The sequence below is a fragment of the Paenibacillus sabuli genome (assembly GCF_014705605.1).
Taxonomy (GTDB): Bacteria; Bacillota; Bacilli; order Paenibacillales; family Paenibacillaceae; genus Paenibacillus_D; species Paenibacillus_D sabuli.
In genome coordinates this window covers 208,632-228,079 of record NZ_JACXIZ010000011.1, presented here as the reverse complement: position 1 = coordinate 228,079, position 19,448 = coordinate 208,632, and the positions used below count along the sequence as shown (strand labels likewise).

Below are 19,448 nucleotides of genomic sequence, written 5' to 3'. Positions count from 1 at the left end.
GCATGGGAGATGCCATTGTAGTCACTTCGGGGAAAGGCGGCGTCGGCAAGACGACGACCTCGGCCAATATCGGCACCGCACTCGCGCTGCAGGACCGGAAGGTATGTATGGTCGATACGGATATTGGACTGCGCAACCTGGACGTCATCATGGGCCTGGAGAACCGGATTATCTATGACCTCGTCGACGTCGCGCATGGCCGCTGCCGGCTCGCGCAGGCGTTGGTCAAGGACAAGCGGATGGAGGACAAGCTGTATATGCTGCCTGCCGCTCAGACCAAGGACAAGCATGATGTGACGCCGGAGCAAGTGCGGGACATCGTGCTGGAGCTCAAAAAGGAATTCGATTATGTCATCATCGACTGCCCGGCCGGTATCGAGCAGGGCTTCCGCAATGCGGTATCCGGAGCGGACCGGGCGATCGTCGTCACGACGCCTGAGAATGCCGCCGTACGCGATGCCGACCGGGTCATCGGCTTGCTCGAGCAAGACGGCATTGCCGCCAAGCTGCTCATTAACCGAATTCGACCCAATCTGGTCAAAAACGGGGACATGCTGGAAATTGACGAGATCTGCCAGGTGCTGGCGATCGATCTGCTCGGGATCGTCCCCGACGACGAGCGGGTGATCAAAGCGGCCAACAGCGGCGAACCGACCGTGCTGGACCCCTCATCCAGAGCGGCGATTGCGTACCGCAATATTGCCCGCCGCATTCTCGGCGATATGGTGCCGCTGATGACGCTGGAGGATAAGCCGGGCATGCTGCGGCGCTTCCGCAAATTTCTGGGAATTGGATAACGCGCAATGTCATGGATTCTGAACAAGCTCAAAAAGCTGGATTGGGGCATCCTGCTGCTGATGGGCGTGCTGATGGTGATCAGCACCTTCGTCGTGCGCAGCGCGACGATCGGCCAGGGACCGGCTTACGAGAATTACGATGTTAAAACGATGGTGTTTTATGGCGCCGGCTTTTTGGTCATGATTGCCTGCGTTTTTTTCGATTATCGCATATTGCTCAAAACATGGATGTATTTGTACGGGCTCGGGCTTTTGATGCTGGTCGGCCTGCTGTTTTTCGGCGTGACCATCAACGGCGCCACCAGCTGGTACCGCATTACCGATTCGCTGATGTTTCAACCGGCCGAACTGGAGAAGATTTTTCTGATTATTACGCTGGCCGCGGTCATCGGCCGCAGGCAGGGCGAGCCGCTGTCCTTCAAGACCGACGTGCTGTTGATCGCAGTGCTTTCGTTCGTGCCGTTCCTGCTCGTCATGGCGCAGCCGGACCTGGGCAATGCCATTATTTATCTGTTCATCGTACTGGGCATGCTGTGGATCGGCAATGTCCGCTACCTGCACGTGTTGATCGGACTGGCTGCGATTATCGGTGTGCTCGTGCTGTCCGTGACGCTGTTCAATACGTACAGCACCGAGATCAAGGATTATCTTGAGGACCAGGGCAAGGGGCATTGGCACACGCGGATCAACACCTTTATCAATCCGGAGATGGCGACGGCCGACGAGAAGCACCAGTCCGAAAAATCGATGATCGCCATCGGCTCGGGCGGCTTGACGGGAGACGGCTATCTGCAAGGGGACTCCAAAAATCGCAAATTTATTCCGTATCCCTACTCTGACTCCATCTTCGTGGTAATCGGCGAGGAGTTCGGCTTCCAGGGCTCGGCCGTGCTGCTGCTCGTCTATTTTTTGCTCGTCTACCGCATGATTATTATCGCCTTTCAATGCTACGACATACGAGCTTCTTATATCATTATCGGCATTGCGTCGATGTTTGTGTTTCAGATCTTCCAGAATATCGGCATGATGATCGGCATTATGCCGATCACAGGCATCACTTTGCCGTTCGTCAGCTACGGGGGTACCTCGCTCATGCTGAATATGCTCAGCATCGGCATCGTGCTCAGCATACGCGCGCATCAATACGAGCATATGAGCGAGGACGAATGACATCGCACAAGACAAGTAACAAAGTCGCAGATGACATATGCCAGATGACAGATGTCAGATGACAAAGCAAGTGGCGTAACAGATGACGAAGCATGTGATGAAAATACGTGACCAAGCATGTAACGAAACACATGCGAAACACATGCGAAACACATGACGAAGCCCGCTCATTATGGCGGGTTTTTTTGTTGCTCTTTCCACGGCATGCCGTGGCCCGCGCTGTCATAGGACGATTGGACGTTATGGACCTAAGCCATGAAGGGGTTTGAGAAGGCAAGGCAAAGGACTACGAAAGACTACGGAAGTCCTGTTAAGGCGCCTGCACCTATGCTTGACCCACTATGCTCCCAAAATTTCGCAGCAGGAATTGGTACGTGTCTAAGACGCTGCGATACACTTGGAGGCCACGCCAGATCACGACGAGGCGCTCGATTTCGCGGAACGAAACGCACGCGTCGCTCAAGTCCGCCCCGACGTTTCGCCTTGGCACATAATGCGGGGGGCTTGTTCATAAGTATTAGCAGATGAACAAGCACTCCGCGGCCTGTCGAGCGGTCCGGAAGCGAAGGAGAGTAGGCGGCTATGAAAAAGCACAGCAGCGTGTATGAGCGCCAGCAGGCGCGCATTCGAAGCCTCCGCATGCAAGGCGGGAGGGGGCAAGCGTCCGAGCGCCTGCAGCCGCAGCCGCCCCCCCTGAAGGCGGGGAAGCTTGGCGAGCAGGCCGGTCTTGACAGCAGGCTGGTCCCCCGCTACAACCCGGGACCACCAGGAGCTGTGCAGCGGACGGCCATCGGAGAGGCCAATCGAGAAGAGTCCGACAGAGAGACTAGAGGAGCGCCCGGGAAAGAGACTCTACAGCCGATCAGGAGAGAGGCTCGGGCAGATGACGATCGCGATCCCGAAGCGCTGTGGAAGGCGCAGCGCGGACCGTGGCGCGGCTGGAGCGGCGATCCGGGCTCCGGTCCGGAGGGTCCGGGCGAGCCGGAGGGCCCGCCGGGGGGAGACGGCGGGCTCGCCCGGACGTGGCTGGCGAGGCTGCTGACGGGGGCGCTTGTCTTCGTAGCGGTGTGGATGCTGTTCCAGCTCGATACGCCATGGGCCAGGCGCAGTCAAGCTGTGATTGCGCAAGCCTTGACGGACGAGATGGATTTCGCGCGGGCGGCGGCCTGGTACGCCGACACCTTCGCCGATACGCCGGTCTTCATCCCCTTCATCGGCGAGCGCGAGCCGCAGACGACGCGCGTATCGGGCATGCCGGAGACGCCGCTGCAGCCTCCCTTGGAAGGCGGTGTCGTCGTGCGGCCGTTCGCGGAGCTGCTGAGCGGCGTGGAGATTGCTGCCGCACCGCTGGCGGAAGTGCATGCCATCGGCGCCGGCCGGGTGCTGCACGTCTCGGCGGGCGAGCGCGAGATGACGGTCGTGATCCAGCACACCAACGATCGAATGACCGTGTACGGCCGGCTGCGGGACGCTGCGGTGGCGATGAACGACTGGGTCACGCCGGGCCAATCGATCGGTACGCTCGCCGATGCCCCGAATGGGGGGCAGAGCACGCTCTATCTGGCGATCAAGCAGCAGGATCGCTATATCGATCCCGCGGCTGTGATTCCGCTTGATTAGGGCATTCGGCATCCGTTGGTCGGTGCATCCGCTATTCGTCCTGATGATGCTGGCGGCGGTGGCGACCGGCTATATCGCCGAGCTGATGACGCTGTTCACGATCGTCCTGATTCACGAGCTCGGTCACGTCCTGGCCGCGCGCGGCTTTGGCTGGACGATTCGAGAGGTCAAGCTGCTGCCGTTCGGAGGCGTCGCCGAGAGTGACGAAGCCGGTCGTCTGCCGGCCCATGAGGAGATCATGGTAGCGCTGGCCGGACCGCTCCAGCATGTCTGGATGGGCGGCGCGGCCTTGCTGCTCGGCTGGAGCGGATTATGCTCGCAGCAATGGGCGGCCTACCTCGTCCAAGTCAACGTCATGCTGGGTCTGTTCAATCTGCTGCCCGCGCTTCCGCTGGACGGCGGCCGATTGCTCCAGGCGCTGTTCAGCCTCCGCCTGCCGTACCATGCGACGCTCGTGTGGGGCGGGCGAGTCAGCCTCGCCGTCAGCGCGTTGCTGCTGGGCTATGCGCTCGCGCCGCTTGCAGCCGGCACCGGACCGCGCGCGAATTTGCTGCTGATCGGTCTGTTCCTGCTCTCGGCCAACTGGACATATTATCGCAACATCCCATTTTTGTTCCTGCGCTTCCTGATGGGGCGCGCTCGACTTGCGGAGCGTCACGTGCGGCGGGGGGGGCCGGCGGAGCCGCTGATTGTCCCGGCCCGCTATTCGATCCAAGGGGCGCTGCGCCGCTTCAAGCGTGAACGCTACCACCTTGTCTTGATTACCGAAGGCCGGGGCGCGGTGCGTGCGATTCTGCCGGAAGAGCAGTTGATCGACAAGTATTTGCAATCCGGCAAGCCGGGCAGTGCAGTCGACGAGCTTTTGCGGTAAAATGAGAGCAGCACGGCCCTCTGCAGCTTGCAGGGAGGCCGATCGGGGCAGGTGAGGCGCGGATGAGACAGATTTTGTTGCACCATCAAGAGCATATGACCCAGGCCGCTGTGCTGGACGGCGGCGAACTCATTGAATTTTATGTGGAGCGCGGAGCGGGCAGGCAGTGGGTCGGCAATATTTATTTGGGCCGGGTGGTCAATGTGCTGCCGGGCATGCAGGCAGCCTTTGTCGATATCGGCGAAGGCAAAAATGCATTTTTGCATGTTGACGACGTGTTGCCTGCCAATCCGGAGCGGCGGCAGGGGAAGAAGCCGTCCATTGCAACGCTGCTCAGATCTGGCGAGCCATTGCTCGTACAGGTCATGAAGGAGCCGCTTGGCAGCAAGGGCGCGCGCGTGACGACGCATTTTTCGCTGCCGGGACGCTACCTTGTCTACATGCCGCACGCCGGCTACATCGGCATATCCAAAAAAATCGAACCGGAGGAGGCGCGCGCGCGCCTGCGTGCGCTCGGCGAGCAGCTCTGTCAGGGTGAAGAAGGATTCATCCTGCGCACAGCCGCCGCGGCGGCGGAGCATCGAGCGCTGGAACGCGATGTCGCCGCGCTGCGCGAGCTCTGGGCGCGTATTCGCGAGTCGGCCCGCGAGGGGACGGCGCCATGCGAGATTCATTGCGAGGCCGGGTTGCCGCAGCGCATGATTCGCGACATGCTGACGATGCGCTCGGACGAGCTGTGGACGGATGAGCCGGGCCGCTTCGAGGAGGCGGTGCGCATGGTGAGGGAGCTGGCGCCCGGCTTGGAGGCGAGCGTCAGGCTGCATGCCGCCGCCGACGGACATTCGCTATTCGAGCGCTTCGGCATCCATGCCCAGTTGGAGACGGCTTTTGCCAAGCGGGTCCGTCTGCCAAGCGGAGGGCTGCTCGTACTGGAACAGACCGAAGCGTTGACCGTCATTGATGTCAACACCGGGCGCTTCATCGGCGGACACGACCTGGAGGATACGGTGTACCGCACCAATCTTGAAGCCGCTGTCGTCATTGCGCGGCTGCTGCGGCTGCGCGACATCGGCGGCATCGTCATCGTCGATTTTATCGATATGACCCAGGAGGCGCATCGCGAACGGGTCAGACTGGAGCTGGAGGAGCGGACCCGTACCGATCGCGCCAAGTGTCACGTCGTCGGCTGGACAAGACTGGGCTTGTTGGAGCTAACTCGCAAGAAGGTGCGCGCGAGCGGCATGACGCAACTGCCCGATTGCTGTCCCGCTTGTGACGGGACGGGCCGCGTCGCCGAGTCGGCTGCGCATCGGGCCGCGCTGGACAAGAGCGGGGATGCTCCGGGGGCGTCTTCATTTATTTCTTGAATCATTTCGGGGATTATGATATAGTATTCTGGTATGTGCAGCAGTATCGCTTTGTGCTGTTACATGCTACAACCGCACAGACCGGGTTCCTGCAAGCGCGTGTCGGCTATCATGGCGTTACGCCACCCGAATCAGGCGAGTCTGAGACATGAGGAGGTGCAGCACAATGTACGCAATTATCGAAACAGGTGGCAAGCAATACAAAGTTCAAGAAGGCGACGTTCTTTTTATCGAGAAGCTGGAGGGCGCCGAGGGCGACGCGGTAACGTTTGATCGCGTTCTGGCCGTATCCAGTGGCGATGGCCTGAATTCCGGCGCGCCGTTCGTTGCAGGCGCAAGCGTGGCGGCAACGATCGAGAAGCATGGCCGCGGCCAGAAGATCATCGTATACAAGTACAAGCCGAAAAAAAATTATCGCCGCAAGCAAGGACATCGCCAACCGTACACGAAAGTCACGATTGGCAAAATCCAGGCGTAACGGCACACGATATGATTAGGGTGACGATCAGGCGAAGCGGCGAGAGCGGAAGGGTCGATTCGTTCGCAATCGAAGGCCATGCGCGGTTCGCCCCTGTCGGGGAGGACATCGTGTGCGCTGGCGTCTCGGCCGTGTCGGTCGGGACGGTGAATGCGATCGAGTCGCTCGCCGGACTGGAGCTTCCGGCGGCCATGAAGGGCGGCTGGCTCAGTTCGGACATCCCCGCTACAGGGGATGCCGTGGTCGACGAACGGGTGCAATTGCTGCTCGAATCGATGATTGTCATGCTGGAGACGATCGCTGGCAGCTATGCCGAGCATGTCGTCATCCGGCAGCATACGGGTTGAAAAGGGAGGGAAATACCATGTTGAAATTGGATCTTCAGCTATTCGCATCCAAGAAAGGTGTCGGCTCGACGAAAAACGGACGCGACAGCCGCTCCAAGCGTCTGGGCGCGAAGCGTGCAGACGGCCAAACCGTATCGGCAGGAAGCATCCTCGTGCGTCAACGCGGCACGAAAATTCATCCGGGCAATAACGTAGGCATTGGCAAGGACGATACGCTGTTCGCCAAGGTCGAAGGCATCGTCAAATTCGAGCGTTGGGGACGCGATCGCAAAAAAGTCAGCGTCTATCCGGTCGATGCGGCTCCGGCGGCGGCTGCCGCTGAGCTGTAAAATCAAGCCATTCCAACCCCATCCCCTTCAGGATGGGGTTTTTTCAACGAAATGGCGGCTTCGTCGATCGAGGCGGCAATCCCCAAGGGTGAGGGGGCTTGCGGAATTGGTCCGAATGGCCGCGAAATGATGACCGGCTCAAGCTATCCGTGCTATACTGTTAAAGGTTGGGAATGCTAAAGAAATGGAGAATTTGGATGGTTCGGATGCGTAAGATGCAAATTGCGGCGGCAGCTTCCGTGTTGCTTCCGGCAGCGACAATGCTCATACTACACAATTCAAACTGGTCTGCGGTCGTATTTGCACTGTGGATGGCGGCTGCGGCCGCGATTGTCTTCGTGCTGGAACGGCGTCAGCAAGCACAGATGCTCGAGCGTGCCCTGCAAGCCTTGCAGCAAACGTCGATTCGCACCTTGAATCACCATCGTCACGATTGGATGAACGACCTGCAGGTGCTCTACGGGTACATCCGTATGAACAAGCCGGATAGAATGATGCAATACGTGGACAATATTAGACAGCGCATGGCGGTAGACAGCAAGATCGGACGGCTGGGCGAGCCTTCGCTTGTCCTTTTTTTGCAGTCGTTTCGCACCTTGACCCAAAGCTTGCGGCTCGAGGTGGAGATTGAAGAGGACATTGATCTGACAGAGCTGCCGCTTGACGCGGCGGCGGTCAGCGCATCGCTGATTGCGCTCATTCAGGCTTACCGCACGGGGGTCAAGCCCGGGTACGGCGAGCCTGCCTGTCTGACCCTGGCGATGCAGCGACAGGAGAAGATATTGTTTGTATCGCTGCAGTTCGCGGGTGAGCTCTTGGCGGCTCAGCAGTTGCACCGGCATGTTCAGGACAAGCTCGAGCGCGCGCCGTTGCGTCTGCTGGAGCTGGATCCGGCAATGACGCGTGTCCGGCTGCAGGCGGACTGGCAGTAGGAACGGAGGAAAAGCATGTTTGTAGACAAGGCAAAAATATTCGTCAAGGGCGGCGACGGCGGCGACGGCATTATCTCGTTTCGGCGCGAGCTTTACGTTCCGGAAGGCGGGCCGGCAGGCGGCGACGGCGGCAAGGGCGCGGACGTTATTTTTCGGGTGGACGAAGGCTTGCGGACGCTGATGGATTTTCGCTACCAGAAGCATTTCAAGGCTCCGCGCGGCGAAAAGGGAAAGCCCAAGGGGATGCACGGCGCCGGCGCCGAAGCAATGGTCGTGCGTATTCCGCCGGGCACGATGCTGGTCGACGACGATACCGGAGAAACGATAGCCGATCTGACCCGGCACGGGCAGGAGATCGTCGTCGCCCGCGGGGGGCGCGGGGGGCGCGGCAACATTCGATTCGCGACGCCAAACAATCCCGCGCCGCATATCTCGGAAAACGGAGAGCGCGGCGAAGAACGCTGGATCGTGCTGGAGCTGAAGGTGATGGCCGATGTGGGGCTTGTCGGTTTTCCAAGCGTCGGCAAGTCGACGCTGCTGTCGGTCGTCTCCGCGGCGAAGCCGAAGGTGGGCGCCTACCACTTCACCACGATTACGCCGAATCTCGGCGTCGTGGATGTCGGCGAGGGACGCACGTTCGTTGCGGCCGATCTGCCCGGTCTGATTGAGGGCGCGCATGAGGGCGTGGGACTTGGCCATGAATTTTTGCGGCACGTCGAGCGCACCCGCGTCGTCGTCCATGTCGTCGACATGGCCGCCACGGAGGAGCGTGATCCGTTCGAGGATTGGCTGAAAATCAACGACGAGCTGCACAGGTACAATGCGCAGCTGTTCGATCGCCCTCAGCTCGTCGCCGCCAACAAGATGGACATGCCGGGCGCCGAGGCGCATCTGGAGCGCTTCCGCGCCCAACTGGCCGCCCATGAGGGCGGACCGAAGATCGAAGCGGTCCTGCCGATCTCCTCGCTTACCAAGCAGGGCGTGCGCGAGCTGATGTTCCGCGCGGCCGATCTGCTGGACGCCTTGCCGGAGACGGCCGGCGTAGAGGAGGTCAAGACGGCGCAGGAACGCAAAGTTTATACCTTTTCGGGCAAGCAGGAGAATGATTTCAAGGTGCGCTTCGACGACGGCATTTACGTCGTGGAGAGCGAGAGCATCGAAACATTCATCGATCGCAACAACTTGAACTCGTACGACGAGGTGATGCGATTTGCCCGCATCATGCGCAAAATGGGGGTAGACGCGGCCTTGCGCAAAGCCGGCGCCAAGGATGGCGATCTCGTCCGGATCGGCGATTACGGCTTCGAATTTTTCGAAGGCAGCGACTATATATTCGAATAGGCGGCGCATAGCGCTGATAAAAAGCCTTTGCCCTTAAGCGGCAAGGGTTTTTTTGAAATCGTCGTGCCCGTAAAGGCTCGAAGAATTATGTTATTTAAACTTCAAATTTTGATATGTCGGTCGCAAGCCGTTCTTCCCCCATTAAAACTTCAACCATTAAACCTGCTCCCATGCGAAATCCATAAGAAAAAGCAGTGTTTAATTCCATTTCGTGCACTTGGGCATACAAGTCCATTAATTTTTGAAGATCTTCCACTACTTTTGCATCGTTTGTTGTTTTCCATTGATTAAGGATCCTCGAGATGTCATTGCTGATTTCTCGATATTTAGGATCGGTAGGAATAATTTTTTCGTCAGGTTTAAGTCTTCCGTCGTACAGTTCTTTTAGAATACTCATTTACCCTCCTGAGAACGATCGAGCATACGCATAAGCGTACCAAGTTAAAGTTAATTATATGGTACGTTAATGCGTATAGTCAATCTCCTTGAATTCAGGTGACTTGAAATGACGAAAAAGGTTGTAATAAACATAAAAGCACTGACCCAAAAGTATAATCTGTCGCTGCGCGAACTTTCGAGATTGTCCGATGTGCGGCATGCTGCATTAAGTGAACTGGCGAACGGCAAACGGGAGAGTATAAACTTTGCACATATCGAGCGCATCGCAGAAGCGCTCGATATCAAGGATATAAGAGAAATTATCGATTTAAAAACGAGGTAAAGAAAAAGACCCGCTACGGCTTAAGCTGAGGCGGGTCATCGTGTTTTTCATTCTTGTATAACCGTTACATGCCCGGGCGGCAAAAATCCGCGCTGCAGCTGATCCAGCGTATAACCGAAATCCATCTGCAAATGGGGATAGTCCGGGAATCGCTCCCAGTCGCCGCCCCAGGCGAAGCCGAGCGTCTTGGCCATCTCCACGACCTCCATCCAATCGGAGGCGCCGTTGCCGTTGCCGTCGTATTCGAGGTCCCACAGCACTTCGCCCGATGACGTGCGCAGCGCGAAGTCGATGGCGAGACCGTAATTGTGGTAGGACTCGCCCCCCCGCGCACGGGTGACGATATTGCCCGGAGACGTGCGCCCCTGCGCGTAGATGGCTTCCTGCTCCTCGTGACTGCGGAAGGCGTCGGTAATCAGCACGTCAATGCCGGCCTGATCCGCCAGACGTACAAGCGTGTCGCGCTTGTCGGCGAGCTCGGGATGAAGCCCAGCGGCAATCCGGGGCTCGGCAGGCTCGATGAGCGGCACGTGACGCTCCCAGGCGGGAGATTCTAGATGGGTATAATAAGCCAGCGCCCCCAGCAATGCGAGAAGCACGAGCAGCGTGCCGGCTTTTGACTTTCGTTTTGGCTGCGCCTGTCCGGGTCTGCGCGAGGGCGCTTGCAGGCGCGAGCGGGCCCGCTGGGGCGCCGATTTGAAGTGCGGGTCGATGATGTCCAGCTCCCAAGTGTGTCAGTTATCCGCTAACGCGATCCCTTCTATCGTACCACAATCGGGCAAGCGACACGATAGGCGGCCAGTCGGAGAATGTTGTCGAAATTCCGTCGCCCAATTCGGCTTAACCTATTGCCGTGGCGTCGGTTTTTCGTTATAATGTCCACTATATAAAAACATTTGTCTATCACAGGAGGACGTCAGATGACGGATCGTTATTTTGTCGTCCGCGAGGACATCCTGCCCGAGGCGATTGTAAAGACGCTGCTGGTGAAGGATATGCTGCAGCGCGGCGAAGCGGCCACCGTGCACGAGGCGACCGAACGCGCAGGTCTGAGCCGCAGCGCCTTCTACAAGTATAAGGACGGCATTTTCGCGGTCAATCAGCTTGACCGCGAACGCCTCATTACGGTATCGATGGATCTGGAGCATCGCTCCGGCGTGCTGTCCAAAGTACTGGGACTGGTCGCCGGGCTGGAGGCGAATGTGCTGACGATCAATCAGAGCATTCCGCTGCAGGGACAGGCCAATGTCGTGCTGTCCGTCGACACGTCGCCTATGACGCAGCCGATCGCCGCGCTGATCGAGCAGCTGCGAATGGAGCCCGGCGTGCGCAAGGCGGCCATCATCGGCCAAGGGTGAGCGAGTAGCCTGTCATAACGTCCGGAATCGGCCCGGCTCGATTCAAATTATTCGGAGTGTGGAGGAGAAACAAATGGAAGCAGTAAATATCGGCTTGCTCGGATTCGGAACAGTAGGGACGGGTGTCGTCCGTATTGTCGAAAATCATCAAGACGACCTGCGCAGCCAGGTCGGTCTGCCCATCAGAATCGCCAAGGTGCTCGTGCGCGATCTCGACAAGCCGCGCGGCGTCTCGGTGGCGGAGGATAAGCTGACCGACGATCCGTATGCGGTCATTGACGATCCGTCCATCCACGTCATCATTGAGGTCATGGGCGGCGTAGCGCGCACCAAGCAATATCTGCTGGATGCGCTGGCGCGCGGCAAGCACGTTGTCACGGCGAACAAAGATCTGATGGCCTTGCACGGTCCCGAGCTCATGGAGCAGGCGCGCCGTTACAAATGCGATATCATGTACGAAGCAAGCGTGGCCGGCGGCATTCCGATTATTCGGACGCTGATCGACGGCTTCTCGTCGGACCGCATCACCAAAATCATGGGCATCGTCAACGGGACGACCAATTATATCCTGTCCAAAATGACGGAGGAAGGCGCATCTTATCTGGATGTGCTCGGCGAAGCCAAACAGCTCGGATATGCGGAATCCGATCCGACCTCCGATGTCGAGGGTATGGATGCGGCCCGCAAAATGACGATCCTCTCCACGCTCGGCTTTCGCACCGAGGTCGAGCTGGCCGATGTCAGCACGAGAGGCATCTCCTCGGTCACGCTGGAGGATATACGGTATGCGAAGCGTCTGGGCTACGCGCTCAAGCTGCTCGGCATTGCCGAACGGCAGGACGAGCATATTAGCATCACGGTAGAGCCGACAATGGTCAAGCATACCCATCCGCTGGCCTCGGTCGGCGGCGTGTTCAACGCGGTCTATGTATACGGCGAAGCGGTCGGCGAAACGATGTTCTACGGGCCCGGGGCGGGCGAGCTGCCGACAGCCACATCTGTGGTGGCGGACCTGGTGGCCGTCGTCAAAAATCTGCGGCTGGGCGTCAACGGCTTGCATAGCTCGACCGTCTACAAGCCCAAGAAGCTCAAGTCCGACGAGCAGATCTCGAATAAGTACTTCTTGCTGCTGCATGTCGAGGACCGGGCGGGCGTGCTCTCCCAAATCACGCAAATCTTCGCCGATCACGAGGTCAGCCTGGAATCGGTGCTGCAGCAGCCGAACCCGTCCAATCCGAAGGCGGAAATCATCATTATTACGCATGATGCGAACCTGGCAGCCATGAAGCGAGTGCTGGCAGCATTCGAGTCGCTGGACGTGATTCAGACGGTGCAGAGCGTGTACCGGGTGGAAGGCTGATGAACGAACGCCGCATCATCGTCAAAACGCCGGCGAGCACGGCCAATCTCGGCCCGGGCTTCGATACGCTCGGGATGGCGCTGTCCCTCTATACCTGGATCGATATGGCCGCGACGGACGGTCCGACACGGATCGAGCTGCTCGGCGGTCGTCTGAAGGGCATCCCGACGGACAAGTCCAATCTGATCTACAAGATGGCCCAGTTGGTCTACGACGAGGCGGGCTATACGTTGCCCGAGCTCGAAATTGCGATGTACAGCGAGATCCCGCTCACACGCGGGCTGGGCAGCAGCGCGACGGCAATCGTCGGCGCGCTGACAGCCGCCAACGTGCTGGCCGGGCGGCCGCTGAGCGACCAGCGGCTGCTGGAGCTGGCCACGGCCGAGGAAGGTCACCCGGACAATGTCGGAGCCTCGCTGCTGGGCGGCATCGTCGTCGCGGCCGCGGGAGCTGCAGGCAGCGTCGACTGTATCCGACTGGAGCCGCACGCGCGTCTGGAGGTGCTGGTGGCGATTCCGGACTTCCAGCTGGCGACCGAAAAGGCGCGTCATGCGCTGCCGGACAGCCTGCCGCTCGCCGACGCGGTCCACAATGTGGGCCGCAGCTCGCTGCTCACCGCTGCACTGGCGATCGGACGGCTGGATCTGATCGGCAAGGCGATGCAAGACCGCATACATCAGCCCTTCCGGGCGCCGCTTATTCCGGGCATGGCCGATATTCTGGCACGCGCCGCAGCGCATGGCGCGCTCGGGGCGGCGCTCAGCGGCGCCGGACCGACGCTGTTGACGCTGGTGGACGCGCATAGTACGCGCAAGCAGGAGCTGGAGCGCTTTTTGCTGGATACACTGGAGTCGGCGGGCGTCCGGGCCGAGCTGCGCTGGCTGCAGCCGGTCCGACTCGGGCCGGAGGTCGAGCTGCTGGATCGCAGCATGCAGGATGTGCCGCTTATGGATTGGATCAAAGGAGAAGTCAAGCATGATTAAAGTAGCACTGCTGCCGGAAGGCAGCACCTCGGACGAGGCGGCCCGACATCTGTTCGCAGGCATCCCCGTCAGCATGTCGTATTACAAGCCGATCGCGGATGTGTTTTTGTCCACGGCGGACGAGCGTACCGATTACAGCGTCATCCCGATCGAGAATACGATCGAGGGCTCGGTCAGCCTCCACCTGGACTGGATCATTCACGAGGTCGATCTGCCGATTCGCGCGGAATGGGTCTACCCGTCGATTCAGACATTGATCGGCCGCCGCACGGAGCTTGTCGGCGAGCGAGGCGAGCTGGAATACGACCGGATTGTCAAAGTGCTCAGTCACCCTGTGGCAATGGCGCAGTGTACGCAATTTTTGCGGGCCAATCTGGCGCATGCGCAGTGGGAGCATGTGAGCAGTACAGTCGAAGCGGTGCGCCTCGTCAAGGAGAACCCGGGCTCCGGCTGGGCGGCGATCGGCACACAGGCCGGTGCGGAGCTGCACGGCCTCGACGTTTTGCAGCTCGGGGTGACCGACCACAACAACAATTTTACGCGCTTTTTGCTGCTCGGCCAGCGCCCGTTTGTCGAGCGTACGTCCGATACGTACAAGACGAGCATTCAGATCACGCTGCCGGAGGACTACCCGGGCGCGCTGCACCAGGTGTTGTCTGCGTTCGCTTGGCGGCGCATCAATTTGTCGCGCATTGAATCCCGGCCGACCAAAAAGAAGCTGGGCAGCTACTATTTTTACATTGATATCGAGATGTCGTTGGATACTGTGCTGCTGCCGGCCGCAATCAGCGAAATTGAGGCGATCGGCTGCCAGGTCCGTATTCTTGGCTCGTATCCGAGCTTTACGTATAACCCTTAATCAGCAGTGGTTCGGGCTCTTGACAGGGAGCCGGCATCTATTCGGAGGTGGAAGCAACGCATGGCGCAGCAGTGGATCTACATGAATGGCAACTATGTAACGAAGGAAGACGCAAAGGTTTCCGTATTCGACCACGGATTTTTATACGGAGACGGTATTTTTGAGGGCATCCGCATTTACGGCGGCAACATCTTCAAGTGCAAGGAGCATCTAGACCGGCTGTACGACTCGGCGCGCTCGATCATGTTGAATATTCCGCTGTCGTACGAGGACATGCAGGCGGCGCTGGTGGAGACGATTCGACGCAATGAGATGCGCGACGGCTATATCCGGCTCATCGTCTCGCGCGGACCTGGCAACCTGGGGCTTGATCCCGAGCGCTGCCCGGAGGCCTGGGTCATCATTATCGTGGAGCAACTGGCGATCTATTCGGAGGAAGCTTATCGCAACGGGCTCGTCTCGGTGTCGGTGTCGCAGCGGCGCAACATTCCCGACGCGCTCAATCCGAAAATCAAGTCGCTGAATTACCTGAACAATATACTCGTGAAAATTCAGGCCAATCTGGCCGGCGTCGGCGAGGCCATCATGCTCAACGCCCAAGGCTATGTCGCCGAAGGCTCGAGCGACAATATTTTTATCGTCAAGCGCGGGATCGTCTACACGCCGCCTTGCTACATCGGTGCGCTGGAGGGCATCACGCGGGCAACGATCATTGAGCTGTGCGACAAGCTCGGCTACACGCTCAAGGAAGAGCCGTTCACGATGCATGACGTGTATGTGGCGGACGAGGTGTTCTTCACCGGCACGGCGGCGGAGGTCATTGCGGTGCGCGAGGTGGACGGACGCGTCATCGGTTCCGGCGCGGCCGGTCCGATCACGAGCCGGCTGCTGGAGGCGTATCGTCAAATTGTCGAAGTCGAGGGCGTGTCCATCGACTGAACTTGCCGCATGGCGCGGCTTTGTGATCCCGAACCGGTAAGGTTCGGGATTTTTTTTGGCGCGAATGGGGGACATACGCCCACCTGCTGCATAGGATGTATGGATTGGCGGACCGCTGCACTCCGCGGTCTGCCGGATACGAGTCCGTGACAGGAGGGAAATGTTCGAGTGAAAATTCATATGGTCAAAAAGGGCGACACCTTGTACAGCATCGCCGAGAAATACGGCGTGACGCTGGAGGAAGTGATCAAGCTCAACCCCGAAATCGCCGATCCGAACGTCATCGACGTCGGCATGAAGGTCAAAGTCCCGTCAAGCGGCGAGAAGCCGTCCGGCGAAGGGATGATGCATCAGCACAAGGTGGTGCAGGGCGATACGCTCTGGAAGCTCTCCAAGGCGTGGGGCGTGCCGCTCGCGGATATGATCAAGGCCAACCCGCAGCTGAAAAATCCGAATGTGCTGCTGACCGGCGAAATTGTCAATATTCCGAAAACCGGCAGCGGGCCGAACGTCTCAATCCCTGAGCCAATGGATAACTGGCAAATGCAGACGCCGCCCGGCAAAACGCCGACGCATATCATCACGCCGCAAGCAGCGCCGGTCCCTGCGATGCCGCAGCCGACCCCGGCGGGGCCTGAGACGGACCTGTTCAAGTCCTACGGCATGCCGGCTACCGAGGTGGGAGGCATGAATGTCATGCCGCAGCCGTGGATGCCGGAGCAATCGCATTATGGCATGCAACAGTCGCAATCGGGCTATGGCATGCCACAGATGCCGATGCAACAAATGCCGATGCAACAAATGCCGATGCAGCAGATGCCGATGTCGCAGATGACAGATATGCAAATGCCGCAAATGCCGCAAATGCCGGAGATGCCGATGCAGCAGATGGAGTTGCAGCCACAAGCGCATTCGGCCGGCCAGATGCCGTACGGTATCGGACCGTCCGTTCTGGGCGCCTCGGAGCAGTGGCCTTGCTATCCCGCACAGGGTATGCAGGCAGGCGCGGCGGATATGGGCGCCATGCTGCCTTGTGGCGAGGGCTACGGCCCGGGACACGGCTACACGTACGCGGCGCCGCAGGAGCTACCCGGACAAAGCTATGGCATGCCTGGCTACGAGCAGACGAGCGGCGGCACACAAGCGGGCGGCATGCAGATGGGCGGCATGCAGACTGGCGGCTTGCAATTGGGTGGCACGCAGCTAGGCGGCATGCACGGAGGCGCCCCGTCCTATGGCGGATTCCCGATGCCTGGCGCGGAATGGGGCCCGCCGCCTGGCTATCCGCCGCAAAGCGGGATGCAGCAGCAGGGCGGTTACGGCGGTTATCAAGGCTACGCCAGCCCTGTTCCGTACGGCATGCCTTATGGCGCACCGTACGGACCATATGTAGGCGGAGCATCGGAGAAGCCATGCAATTGCGGATGCAAGGAGAAGCGCAGCGAGCCTGAAAAAAGCGCTGCGGGGAACTCCGGCAAATCATCGGCGACCACTGCGGCAGCGAAATCCGTCAAAGGCGACGCAAGCCGGAGCCGCAAATCAGCGCCGCCTGCGCGCAAGGCTTCCGCTTCGGCTCGCAAAACCGCGCGCGTGAGTGCAAAGACCCGGCGCGGCAGCCAGCCGTGGATCGGCCGCTAGGGTCGCGTACGCGCACGCGCAGCGCTGCGTAAACCAAGTATAATCCCCTTCTGGCCGGGCACACTAGGGTCAAACATCCAGAAGGGGATCCGATTAACTATGAAACGCAGCCTATGGAAGCAGTTGAAAAAGCAACTGCGCCGCCGCAGACGACCGCTGCTCGCACAACTGGCATTGGCGTTGACGGTAATCACCGCTGTGCCTTCGGCGGCAACGGCTTGGCATGTCGCAGAGACGCTGCCGCCCGAATCGTCATCGGCATCCGGAGGCCTTCAGCAGCAGCTTGCCCAGACAGAAGGGCTGCTGGAGGTCCGGCTCCAGCGCACCTACTTGTGTGGCGAGGAGACGTCTGAGCTGGGCAGCATGACCGGGGCTCAGGCGCTGGCGCTGCTTGTGCGCCATCCGAGCTGGACGGCCTCGGTGGAGCCAGGCCGATTATTGGTGAGTGAGCGCATCGACGATTTGTCCGAAGCCTGCAGCCACGGCGCCTTTTTCGGTGTCGATCGAAGCGGCAATTTGTCGCTTTACGACGGCCCGCCTCGAGAGGAGCGGCTGATGCGTACGTTTTATCAGCTCGATGTAGGGTTGCTGGAGAGCCGGCTGCCGGCAGCGCATTTAAAGCGACTGCATCGTGGCATTGAAGTCACCGACGTCGTGGAATACAATAGCGTATTGTCCATGTTCAGCGAATATGCGCTACGTCGCCACGACAGCGCAGTTTGAGCTGCAGGCGTGATTTCTTGTCTGCGGTTTTTTCGTGCGTGGAAGTAGCGATAAGAAACCAGAAAACCTAACTGGTCGAAAGTGTCGGATGGAGCAATAGAGTGAAATAGTAGACAATAGTCAGGCTATTGCTCGATCGCATGCGTCGGATGATGGCAATGGCAATAGAGTGAAAAAGTTACGCTACTGCCCTCGCTGCCGTGTCTCAGCCCCCTTGTGGCTCCCGCTGCTCGGTTCTCACTTGCTCCAACTGCCCTTAGCTACTCCTACTGCTCCCTTGCAACCCCGCAGTATTCCAGCAGTAACCCTGCAGCATTCCAGCAGCAACCCCGGAGCACCTTCGCAGCATCCTCACAGCATCCCCAATGCATTACCGCGGCATTGCAGGACTCCCTGCGAATGCGTCGATCGCTTCTGTTCTCATGACTGCGAACATTTGGTATAATGATGTGAAGCTTTGGGAAAAGGGAGAGGACGTTTTGCGGGTACTGGGCATAGATCCGGGCATTGCGATCGCGGGCTTCGGCTTCGTCGACAAGCTCGGACACAAGTTGGAGCCGGTGCAATACGGCGCCATTGAGACGGCTGCGCATACGCCGCAAGAGACGCGCTTGCGTCAAGTTTACGAGTCCGCATGCGCGCTCATGGACAAATACAAGCCGGATGCGGTGGCCGTCGAGAAACTATTTTTTAACCGCAACGTTACGACCGCGTTTGCCGTCGGGCAGGCGCGCGGCGTCATTATATTGGCGGCGGCCCAGCGCGGCCTGCCGGTGGCGGAATATACGCCGCTGCAGGTCAAGCAGGCCATCGTCGGCTACGGCAAGGCGGAGAAGCGCCAGGTGCAGGAGATGGTCAAGATGTTCCTGAAGCTGGCGGCTGTGCCAAAGCCCGACGATGTGGCCGATGCGCTGGCGGTCGCCATTTGTCATGCGCACTCGGCCGTATTGCAAGGCAAAGTAGACGAGGTGACGCGGCGATGATTGATTATGTCAAAGGCAGCCTCGCGCTGTGGGACGAGGACGGCATCGTCGTCGACGTGCAGGGCATCGGGTATCGGGTGCATACGCCGAATCCGTATGCGTTCGCGGGACTGACCGACAAGGTGGAGGTCTACACGCATTATCATGTGCGCGAGGATGCCGTGCAATTGTTCGGCTTCGCGACGCGGGACGAGCAGCGGCTGTTCCGCATGCTGCTGGACGTCTCGGGCATCGGCCCGCGCGTCGCGCTCGGCATCCTCGCCGGCGGGACGCCCGAGGCGGTCATTGCCGCGATCCGGCAGGAGAACCTGGCGTTCCTGACCAAGCTGCCGGGGATCGGCCGCAAGACGGCGCAGCGCATGGTGCTGGATCTGAAGGACAAGCTCGGCGCGCAGGCCGGCGCCGAGGAGACGCTGCCGCTCGCGTCGTCCGGCGCCGCAGGCGCGTCCGGCGGCAGCGCCGCCTGGCACGAAGCGGCGCAGGCGCTGGCCGCGCTCGGCTATCGCGACGCGGAGATCGACAAGGCGGGACACACGCTGCGCGAGGCCGCCGAGTCGGGGCTGAGCACGGACGCGCTCGTGAAGCGAGCGCTGCAGCTGCTGTTCCAAGGCTGAAGCAGGGGAGGAATCGGG

22 protein-coding genes and 1 other annotated feature are annotated in these 19,448 nt (G+C 59.7%); of the genes, 20 read left to right on the top strand and 2 right to left on the bottom strand.

Annotated elements, in window-relative coordinates; genetic code table 11:
- Nucleotides 1-2: 2 nt before the first annotated feature.
- From minD to obgE, 10 genes are all read left to right on the top strand, one after another.
- Nucleotides 3-797 carry a septum site-determining protein MinD gene (gene minD / locus IDH44_RS05380; protein ID WP_190915428.1) on the top strand — a complete coding sequence of 265 codons (795 nt, stop codon included), beginning with the start codon at nt 3-5 and terminating at the stop codon, nt 795-797.
- 15 nt (nt 798-812) lie between these two features.
- The gene (locus IDH44_RS05375; RefSeq protein ID WP_190915589.1) at nt 813-1,967 is read left to right on the top strand and encodes an FtsW/RodA/SpoVE family cell cycle protein; all 1,155 of its coding nucleotides are present in this window, start codon (nt 813-815) and stop codon (nt 1,965-1,967) included.
- A 582-nt stretch (nt 1,968-2,549) separates the two neighbouring features.
- Nucleotides 2,550-3,587: a M23 family metallopeptidase gene (locus IDH44_RS05370; RefSeq protein ID WP_190915427.1), complete on the top strand. Its 1,038-nt coding sequence runs from the start codon at nt 2,550-2,552 to the stop codon at nt 3,585-3,587.
- Nucleotides 3,580-4,458, top strand: a complete 879-nt coding sequence (locus IDH44_RS05365; RefSeq protein ID WP_190915425.1) for a M50 family metallopeptidase — start codon at nt 3,580-3,582, stop codon at nt 4,456-4,458. The genes IDH44_RS05370 and IDH44_RS05365 overlap by 8 nt, the downstream gene beginning before the upstream one ends.
- Before the next feature lie 62 nt (nt 4,459-4,520).
- Nucleotides 4,521-5,825: an Rne/Rng family ribonuclease gene (locus IDH44_RS05360; RefSeq protein ID WP_190915423.1), complete on the top strand. Its 1,305-nt coding sequence runs from the start codon at nt 4,521-4,523 to the stop codon at nt 5,823-5,825.
- A 60-nt stretch (nt 5,826-5,885) separates the two neighbouring features.
- Nucleotides 5,886-5,978 (top strand) — a sequence feature (ribosomal protein L21 leader region).
- Between the two features lie 13 nt (nt 5,979-5,991).
- On the top strand, nt 5,992-6,303 hold the full coding sequence (gene rplU, locus IDH44_RS05355; protein ID WP_190915421.1) for a 50S ribosomal protein L21: 312 nt from the start codon (nt 5,992-5,994) through the stop codon (nt 6,301-6,303).
- An 11-nt stretch (nt 6,304-6,314) separates the two neighbouring features.
- Nucleotides 6,315-6,650, top strand: coding sequence for a ribosomal-processing cysteine protease Prp (locus IDH44_RS05350; RefSeq protein ID WP_190915419.1), 336 nt, complete (start codon nt 6,315-6,317; stop codon nt 6,648-6,650).
- 17 nt (nt 6,651-6,667) lie between these two features.
- The gene (gene rpmA / locus IDH44_RS05345) at nt 6,668-6,979 is read left to right on the top strand and encodes a 50S ribosomal protein L27 (RefSeq protein ID WP_190915417.1); all 312 of its coding nucleotides are present in this window, start codon (nt 6,668-6,670) and stop codon (nt 6,977-6,979) included.
- 206 nt (nt 6,980-7,185) lie between these two features.
- Nucleotides 7,186-7,911, top strand: a complete 726-nt coding sequence (locus tag IDH44_RS05340) for a Spo0B domain-containing protein (RefSeq protein WP_190915415.1) — start codon at nt 7,186-7,188, stop codon at nt 7,909-7,911.
- A gap of 15 nt (nt 7,912-7,926) precedes the next feature.
- A complete protein-coding gene (gene obgE / locus IDH44_RS05335) occupies nt 7,927-9,252 on the top strand; it encodes a GTPase ObgE (RefSeq protein WP_190915413.1) in 1,326 nt (441 codons plus the stop codon).
- Between the two features lie 94 nt (nt 9,253-9,346).
- Here obgE and IDH44_RS05330 read toward each other — a convergent pair whose 3' ends face one another.
- Complete coding sequence (locus tag IDH44_RS05330) at nt 9,347-9,649, bottom strand: DUF6809 family protein (RefSeq protein WP_190915411.1); 303 nt, start codon at nt 9,647-9,649, stop codon at nt 9,347-9,349.
- A 108-nt stretch (nt 9,650-9,757) separates the two neighbouring features.
- Here IDH44_RS05330 and IDH44_RS05325 point away from each other — a divergent pair, with 108 nt between their 5' ends.
- Complete coding sequence (locus tag IDH44_RS05325) at nt 9,758-9,973, top strand: helix-turn-helix domain-containing protein (protein WP_190915410.1); 216 nt, start codon at nt 9,758-9,760, stop codon at nt 9,971-9,973.
- Nucleotides 9,974-10,020: 47 nt separating this feature from the next.
- On the opposite strand, the gene IDH44_RS05320 is transcribed toward IDH44_RS05325, so the two are convergent.
- On the bottom strand, nt 10,021-10,572 hold the full coding sequence (locus IDH44_RS05320) for a M15 family metallopeptidase (RefSeq protein ID WP_317890117.1): 552 nt from the start codon (nt 10,570-10,572) through the stop codon (nt 10,021-10,023).
- 321 nt (nt 10,573-10,893) lie between these two features.
- Here IDH44_RS05320 and IDH44_RS05315 point away from each other — a divergent pair, with 321 nt between their 5' ends.
- The 9 genes from IDH44_RS05315 (at nt 10,894) to ruvA (ending at nt 19,430) form a co-directional block, all read left to right on the top strand.
- A complete protein-coding gene (locus IDH44_RS05315) occupies nt 10,894-11,331 on the top strand; it encodes an ACT domain-containing protein (RefSeq protein ID WP_190915408.1) in 438 nt (145 codons plus the stop codon).
- A gap of 73 nt (nt 11,332-11,404) precedes the next feature.
- On the top strand, nt 11,405-12,691 hold the full coding sequence (locus IDH44_RS05310) for a homoserine dehydrogenase (RefSeq protein ID WP_190915406.1): 1,287 nt from the start codon (nt 11,405-11,407) through the stop codon (nt 12,689-12,691).
- The gene (gene thrB / locus IDH44_RS05305) at nt 12,691-13,674 is read left to right on the top strand and encodes a homoserine kinase (protein ID WP_190915404.1); all 984 of its coding nucleotides are present in this window, start codon (nt 12,691-12,693) and stop codon (nt 13,672-13,674) included. The genes IDH44_RS05310 and thrB overlap by 1 nt, the downstream gene beginning before the upstream one ends.
- Complete coding sequence (gene pheA / locus IDH44_RS05300; RefSeq protein ID WP_190915402.1) at nt 13,667-14,533, top strand: prephenate dehydratase; 867 nt, start codon at nt 13,667-13,669, stop codon at nt 14,531-14,533. Before thrB ends, pheA begins: the two co-directional genes overlap by 8 nt.
- A gap of 60 nt (nt 14,534-14,593) precedes the next feature.
- Nucleotides 14,594-15,472 carry a branched-chain-amino-acid transaminase gene (ilvE, locus tag IDH44_RS05295; RefSeq protein WP_190915400.1) on the top strand — a complete coding sequence of 293 codons (879 nt, stop codon included), beginning with the start codon at nt 14,594-14,596 and terminating at the stop codon, nt 15,470-15,472.
- 168 nt (nt 15,473-15,640) lie between these two features.
- A complete protein-coding gene (locus tag IDH44_RS05290; protein WP_190915398.1) occupies nt 15,641-17,110 on the top strand; it encodes a LysM peptidoglycan-binding domain-containing protein in 1,470 nt (489 codons plus the stop codon).
- A gap of 99 nt (nt 17,111-17,209) precedes the next feature.
- A complete protein-coding gene (locus IDH44_RS05285) occupies nt 17,210-17,833 on the top strand; it encodes a BofC C-terminal domain-containing protein (protein ID WP_190915396.1) in 624 nt (207 codons plus the stop codon).
- Nucleotides 17,834-18,312: 479 nt separating this feature from the next.
- A complete protein-coding gene (gene ruvC / locus IDH44_RS05280; RefSeq protein WP_190915394.1) occupies nt 18,313-18,816 on the top strand; it encodes a crossover junction endodeoxyribonuclease RuvC in 504 nt (167 codons plus the stop codon).
- The gene (gene ruvA / locus IDH44_RS05275) at nt 18,813-19,430 is read left to right on the top strand and encodes a Holliday junction branch migration protein RuvA (protein ID WP_190915392.1); all 618 of its coding nucleotides are present in this window, start codon (nt 18,813-18,815) and stop codon (nt 19,428-19,430) included. The genes ruvC and ruvA overlap by 4 nt, the downstream gene beginning before the upstream one ends.
- Nucleotides 19,431-19,448 lie beyond the last annotated feature (18 nt).